Annotated in this window: 1 protein-coding gene; it reads left to right on the top strand. The window is 48.4% G+C overall.

Annotated features, from left to right (window positions below; translation table 11 throughout):
• Positions 1–50: 50 nt before the first annotated feature.
• A partial coding sequence (locus tag HMPREF2697_RS10830; protein ID WP_257375257.1) for a hypothetical protein occupies positions 51–320 on the top strand: 270 nt, incomplete at its 3' end.

Below are 320 nucleotides of genomic sequence, written 5' to 3'. Positions count from 1 at the left end.
GCACCAGTGCTTCGGCTTCACAGAAAGCTTCGGAGTCTACTTCAGTTTCAATGAGTAGTTCAAAGGCGAGAGGGCATGCCAGTGAGACATCAAGTAGTCAAGTTACTGCTACGAGTCAGACGGGGTCTGAGAGTGGTGCAGTCTCAATGCGTTCAGAAGGCTTAGACACTAATGAGACATCACGTTTATCAGATTTAACAACAAGAGCGTCAGTACCGACAGTCTCAGCACAAGCAGCAGAAGTGGCCTCAGAAGCTACAGCAGTAGCTAATACTGCTGTGGTAGCGAGTATTGAGGCGGATAAGAAGCGTCAAGAGCAA

It is taken from the genome of Streptococcus sp. HMSC064D12 (genome assembly GCF_001837205.1).
Taxonomy (GTDB): domain Bacteria; phylum Bacillota; class Bacilli; order Lactobacillales; family Streptococcaceae; genus Streptococcus; species Streptococcus salivarius_D.
The sequence above is the reverse complement of the archived record's forward strand: the minus strand, read 5'-3'. Positions and strand labels throughout refer to the sequence as shown.